Genomic DNA, 5,774 nt, shown 5'->3' with positions numbered 1-5,774 from the left:
GGCCGGGTTATTTTATTGTGAGTCAGGGGGGTAATGTCCTGGACAATATCTTGAAACGTTAGCTCTTCTGACGATTTGGGTAGAGCGTGCTCGGAAGTGTCTGTGCTTCTACTTTGGGTTGCGGGAGTGTTTAAAGCCTGTTGCCAGTGAAACAGCAAAAAATGGGGCAGGGATTTTTAGGGGAGTTGTTGAGTGTTTTAAATTTTTCTGATTCAGTTGGCCCTGACCGTTATAGCCCCAGGTCCAAACAGTCCCGTCAGTTGCAATAACGATAGCATGTGCGCCGCCTGCTGCCACAGTTTTGTTGAGGGCAGAATAGGCAAAACTATATGTTGAAGTCAGGGCGCCAAGGCAGCAGAACAGGCTGATGGTAACTATGTTGCGTGTAGATTGCAAAGCCATATAAGAGGTACGAGGGCTAGAGTTAAAACGTTATTTGTAAAACTTTGCGCAGTATAAATACCTACATGAACAACCGAAATATACGTCTTTTCTTCAGTTTGGGCTAGTCTGATTATAGAAAAATATGTGGGCAACTGCCAGCTGCCAAAAACACCGAGAAGCATGCCGATATCGCGAACAGGCTGTTCTGTAAGGCCAAGTGATATCGTCTTGGCGAAACCTTTTTAATCACTATCGGTATCTTCTGCCATTTACAAAAATGATACTTTTGGTGGTCGCTTTGTAAAGAGGTCTCAGGCGGCTCGAGGCAAGTTTCTGGGTGTGTGAGTGTGCCAATGGTGAGGCTGGAGAGGGTCAAGGTTGAATTTTGCACGGGCTTTGTCGCAAGCCGGATGTGGAGTTCCGTCCTGCCATGAGGGGGCAAAATCACGGCATACAGATGAACGACGTGTATGGATAGAACAATGAACCTTTTTGCCGATTATACCCATCAGGGCGATGCAGCGTAGGTTCTGATCGTTGGTGCCGAGCATGAAGGCTCGATGGTAGGATAGTTGCCCGGTTAACTCAATTGGCACGCCTGTTCCATTCTCCCCTGTCTCGGACCAGTAAAAGGAAACCCGGTAGTAGGCGCAACAGGCCCCGCATTGAAGACATGGATTACTGCTCGGACTTGTCATTCTTAACGGCCTGAAATTATGGGAATAATTAATTGTCTTGCTGGAGGGCTGCCAACTATGCGACAAGTTATTGAAAAAAGCAATGGGAAAAATTGTGTGGAAAAAGATAGCTTGTAAAAGGGAGAAAAACTCCTTGATAATAATTTGTAGTTTTTAAGAATATCTACCTATCTTAAATAGCTGCATTATGGTATATACGCTCTCAAAATTTTTTTATATTGTCTTTGAATTTACCTTAATTCAATCGCCTATGTTTTGCCTCAATAACTTTTTCGTTTTTCCCCTACTACCAATCTATGTGCCTGCTGGCTATTGGACGACAAAATTGTTGGCCATGAAATCTTTTTTCAGCCATGCGGTTTATTTTGCAAATCAGCACTCACTTACTAAACAATCGAGGTAATACACATGCATAGTGAACATTCTTACGAAGAAGGGAAGCAGATTAAATTCAGATGTCAGTCGTGTAGCGAAATCACTCTTCACACGATAATCGATGACAGTGATGAGGACTCAGAACTTGCGATTCAGTGCAGCGTCTGTGATGAGACCCAGGAGTATCGACCGAAAAAAAATCCACTCAAATCTGCGGCTGCAGGGAAGAAAGCTGCAGGCATTGCCACGCCGGAACATAAAGAGAAGTGCGACCTGGCCGACTTTAAAAAACTTTCAGCTAAAAATGACGCCTCCACCGCTATTCCCTATGAGACCACATCGTCCTACAAAGCTGACGACGTTATCAATCATCGCACTTTTGGGGTCGGATTTGTGCGGAGAACCATTTTCCCAAATAAAATTGAAGTACTATTCAGTGTTGGGAGTAAGCTTCTTGTTTGTGCTCCCCGCAAGGAACCAATTGCCTCGGTTGAAGATGGGGGCCATTCAAAAAAAGGGCATTCGAATAGATCGAGAAACCCTTCGTCCTGGCAACCCTGGTCAAGTAATCCTGAAGAAAAAAGAGAGCAAAAATTTAGTTGGGGAGAGGATGATGATTCTTCTGCCGGTTCATTTGACGAGGAGAGCTAAGCCGTCAAAATAACTGTGCTTTATTCAAACTGCAACCGACCAAAGGCTTGCGGGTAGTGAAAATTGGGGGTTGGGAGGTCGACTGGCGCCCATGTTAACCAGTGCGGGTGTGAGCTGCTGTCGGCACATTTGTAGAAATTTGCCCGCCAGACTGCTTGTGGGGCCGGTGAGATCACCTGGCAGTATTTTTCCAATACAGTGATGGGGATTCGGTAGGCAACGATCCAGATGACCGGGGTTTTGATTTCGGGATCAACGATGCGAGGCAACGAATGTAGGCACGAAATCGTCTCACATTCACTAACCGGAATCACCACCCTGTCTTTTCTTGGTTGCCGCTGAAAATGAAAAAGCATGGTGCCGCCGCAATTCATCTCAAGGTTGAAGTATCCTTTGGAGATATCCGGACCTGGTGTAAAGAAAAACTCAACACAACTGTCTTCATAAACGTTGCCCTGGTGTGCTACGGCCCTGGCGCGAACGTATCTGTCTTCTACTCGAAACATGATAGCGACTGCTGTGCTGTCGTAGGCGATTTTTACCGCTACTTTGGGGAAATGGTCTGGCCGTTTCCCCATGTAGTTCTGAATCTGTTCAGACGGTATATGCTCCCAGGGAAATGTATTCCAAGTCGCATTGGTAATTGAGCAGTTCTCTTGTCTTGTTGCTTTGCAGCGCATGTGTCGATCTCTTTAAGTTAGCTGGTGGTGTCTCCCCAGGCTGTTACTGTGTTTGCGATTACAGTGTGTAAATTCCGGCGCCGCTGCGCTGACTTTTTGTTTTCGTCTTTCGGCGCAGCTGAACGTAGGTGGCACCTGAGCCGCCGTCCACCGGGTTAGCTCTGCCAAATGACAGAATCCATTTTCGCCAGGGCCCTCTCGTGAGCCATTCATTTACAAGGGTTTTAAGTACGGGTTTTCCCGGAGAGGAGATGCCGCGCCCGTGGATAATGAGAAGCATACGCTGGTCAAAATTAATTGATTCATAAAGGAAGTTGTCGAAAACAACTTTTGCCTGATCCCTGTCAAGACCATGTAAATCAACATAGGCTTGGATGGAAAGTTTGTCGCCGTCCGGGAAGTTGGTTGTTTCGGAAAAAATATCATGAAACGTTGCATCTAAAAATTGGGGGATGTTGGTAAACGAAAAATGTAAGCCTTTCCTGATACTATTTTTTAAATGTCTGTGGGTCTTGGATTGGTTGGGCTGGTGTGGAGATTTGGGCCTTAGGAGACCGATTGGCCGGGTTATTTTATTGTGAGTCAGGGGGGTAATGTCCTGGACAATATCTTGAAACGTTAGCTCTTCTGACGATTTGGGTAGAGCGTGCTCGGAAGTGTCTGTGCTTCTACTTTGGGTTGCGGGAGCCGGGCGCAGCTCTTCCCTCTTCCGAGAGGAAAGCTTGATCTGGGATTTCAGGTTTTTGAATGGTCGAAATCTGTTTGATGAGGAAGAGGTCATGGTGCGTAATTTGATCTGTAGCGGCTGATCAACCTTCTAAAATTTTACTGATAGTTGTTGAAAGTTACTTAGGTTTTGATCTTCAGTCTGGGGCGTATCTGTTTGTTCAGCAATGGGCAGGTATATATAAACCGAAACCCCTTGATTTTCCACTGATTTAATGTGGAGTTCCGTTCAGTTGATTAATTCGTTAGGGCGTGTTATTATGTACCGAAAGGGAGTACATAATAGGAGGTGCCCTATGGAAACTGTTAGCGTAAACCAGTTTCGTTCAAACATGAAAAACTTTGTCGAACAAGTGGCCAGTGAGCATGTGCCAATTAAAGTAACCCGTCGCAGTGGGGATGATTTTATAGTTATTAGTGCGGAAGACTGGGAGCGTGACCAAGAAACCCTTTACGTTCTCCAAAATTCCAGCCTGATGAAGCAAATTACCAAATCTGCTAGCACGCATGTTGAACGTTCCGGTTACACACCAACGGACGGAGAAATGAATGAGATCCTTGGTGTTTGAAGGTAGTACGTGGGCTACCTATGAAGAACTCAGAACGAAAGACAAACGTTTGCACAAAACTCTTTGTTCTGTTTTGAAAGAGATGCAGCGGGGAGATCCGACAACTGGCACGGGTAAACCCGAAGCTCTTCGCCACAACCTTTCCGGCTTTTGGTCACGCAGGTTGAGCCAAAAAGACCGGGTCATTTATAAGTTCGACGACAACTATATCTACATTTTCGCAATTGGCGGACATTACGATCAATTGTGAGCCCTAACGGGTGGGCTAACCGGGCCGCGCTGTCAGACCTTGACGCGTCCGCGCCGCCGATCACGCCATCCGCTGCGCAGAACGGGGTCGGACTAAGCTCACGCCCTACAAACCCCTATGTAACCACGAACTTTCTTTTGTTGTATTCCTGTTGACAACATCAATATATTTGGCAATAGTCGGTTTTGTGTGATAGGAAAACAATAGCATTGTGCAGTTGCCATCTTGCCCTGTCAGTACCATTGCTCGTAGCTCGCACACCACGGCCTCAGGAGGGCTCTGAACGTTTGGGGACTAGCAAGTAACAAAAGAGTAGTGTCGGGGGGCAGCTCATCATTCGCCTTACGGCAGAATTGGCGCGAAAAACTGGTGACTTTCCATGTTAGGGCACTAATATCGGAATATATGGAAAATATACATGGAAACGCAATAGTGTGGAATAAGTGGAAAGTATTTTCCACTTTGAAGGCTATATATCACAATATATAGAAGTGGTATAGAAGTGGTACACTTCCCATATTTATCCCGCAGATAATTCTTTAGGATAATCACGAGAAAATATATTCAGACTGTTTTTTCGGCCGAGAGCGTTGCCCTTACTTTGGCAATGGAGGCAGTCCGTAAGTTTTGCAAAAGTCAAGAGCGGACTCGACCCCTTTTCTTTACTCCTTTTCTTTACTTTGCCGGGAACTTAACTTGACGAAAACAAAATTTCCCGGCACGGACTTGCAGCTGACCTACGAGTTGGTCTCGTAACAGATTCTCCCGAAGTCAGGAGGTCTGAAGTTAGTTTGAGGTCATTTCAAAATCAATTTCCTGCTTCAAGACTTTTCCATCATGACTTCAAAACTTTACCCGGGGTGCGAGCAATATCTCTATTAAGAGCTGCACTTATCAATGGGTAATGTGATAATAAAGGTTGTCCCTTTGTCCAGTTCCGACTCGCAGATTATTTCCCCGTGATGTTCCATCAATATTTCATAAATTATCCCCATGCCAATCCCCGCAGACTTACCATGACCTTTAGTTGTAAAAAATGGCTCATAAATTTTGCTTTGAGTTTCAGGACTCATGCCGTAACCATTATCGGAAAATCGAATTTGAACATTGTCGTTTTCTGAGATCACAGTAACCGTTATCTCACCACAATCTTTTTGTCCTATGGCACTTATGGCATTTGATGCAAGGTTAATGAAAACTTGTTCGAGTTTATAATACTTTCCGGAGACAGGAGGAATATCGTCAGGGATATGTTTCTGTAAAGTTATATTGTTTAACATCATTTCTTTTTTCATGATGCTCATTGCATCGTCAATAACAACCAGTAAATCAACTGGTTCAAACTTGACTCCGCTTGGCCATCTCAATGCCCGCAGGTGGTCTGTTAGTTGAATTATTCTATCCACCTGAGCTGAAGCTTTGTTAAATTTTACAATAAATT

8 protein-coding genes are annotated in these 5,774 nt (G+C 44.9%); 3 read left to right on the top strand and 5 right to left on the bottom strand.

Features of this window, described 5'->3' with window-relative positions:
• Nucleotides 1-108: 108 nt before the first annotated feature.
• Both HQK80_14930 and HQK80_14925 read right to left on the bottom strand, forming a co-directional pair.
• A complete protein-coding gene (locus HQK80_14930) occupies nt 109-402 on the bottom strand; it encodes a hypothetical protein (protein MBF0223490.1) in 294 nt (97 codons plus the stop codon).
• A gap of 293 nt (nt 403-695) precedes the next feature.
• Nucleotides 696-1,082, bottom strand: a complete 387-nt coding sequence (locus HQK80_14925; GenBank protein ID MBF0223489.1) for a YkgJ family cysteine cluster protein — start codon at nt 1,080-1,082, stop codon at nt 696-698.
• A gap of 408 nt (nt 1,083-1,490) precedes the next feature.
• Between HQK80_14925 and HQK80_14920 the strand changes: the two genes are divergently transcribed.
• Nucleotides 1,491-2,108, top strand: coding sequence for a hypothetical protein (locus HQK80_14920; GenBank protein ID MBF0223488.1), 618 nt, complete (start codon nt 1,491-1,493; stop codon nt 2,106-2,108).
• Between the two features lie 20 nt (nt 2,109-2,128).
• Here HQK80_14920 and HQK80_14915 read toward each other — a convergent pair whose 3' ends face one another.
• Together HQK80_14915 and HQK80_14910 are read right to left on the bottom strand one after the other, a co-directional pair.
• Nucleotides 2,129-2,788: a carbohydrate-binding family 9-like protein gene (locus HQK80_14915; protein ID MBF0223487.1), complete on the bottom strand. Its 660-nt coding sequence runs from the start codon at nt 2,786-2,788 to the stop codon at nt 2,129-2,131.
• Between the two features lie 58 nt (nt 2,789-2,846).
• Nucleotides 2,847-3,569 carry a Smr/MutS family protein gene (locus HQK80_14910; GenBank protein MBF0223486.1) on the bottom strand — a complete coding sequence of 241 codons (723 nt, stop codon included), beginning with the start codon at nt 3,567-3,569 and terminating at the stop codon, nt 2,847-2,849.
• Between the two features lie 241 nt (nt 3,570-3,810).
• On the opposite strand from HQK80_14910, the gene HQK80_14905 reads away from it, so the two are divergent.
• Nucleotides 3,811-4,083 carry a type II toxin-antitoxin system Phd/YefM family antitoxin gene (locus tag HQK80_14905; GenBank protein ID MBF0223485.1) on the top strand — a complete coding sequence of 91 codons (273 nt, stop codon included), beginning with the start codon at nt 3,811-3,813 and terminating at the stop codon, nt 4,081-4,083.
• Nucleotides 4,064-4,333 carry a Txe/YoeB family addiction module toxin gene (locus HQK80_14900; GenBank protein MBF0223484.1) on the top strand — a complete coding sequence of 90 codons (270 nt, stop codon included), beginning with the start codon at nt 4,064-4,066 and terminating at the stop codon, nt 4,331-4,333. The genes HQK80_14905 and HQK80_14900 overlap by 20 nt, the downstream gene beginning before the upstream one ends.
• An 878-nt stretch (nt 4,334-5,211) precedes the next feature.
• On the opposite strand, the gene HQK80_14895 is transcribed toward HQK80_14900, so the two are convergent.
• The gene (locus HQK80_14895) at nt 5,212-5,739 is read right to left on the bottom strand and encodes a HAMP domain-containing histidine kinase (GenBank protein MBF0223483.1); all 528 of its coding nucleotides are present in this window, start codon (nt 5,737-5,739) and stop codon (nt 5,212-5,214) included.
• Nucleotides 5,740-5,774: the final 35 nt, after the last annotated feature.

Source organism: Desulfobulbaceae bacterium (assembly GCA_015231515.1).
In the GTDB taxonomy this organism is placed as follows: domain Bacteria; phylum Desulfobacterota; class Desulfobulbia; order Desulfobulbales; family VMSU01; genus JADGBM01.
The sequence above is the reverse complement of the archived record's forward strand: the minus strand, read 5'-3'. Positions and strand labels throughout refer to the sequence as shown.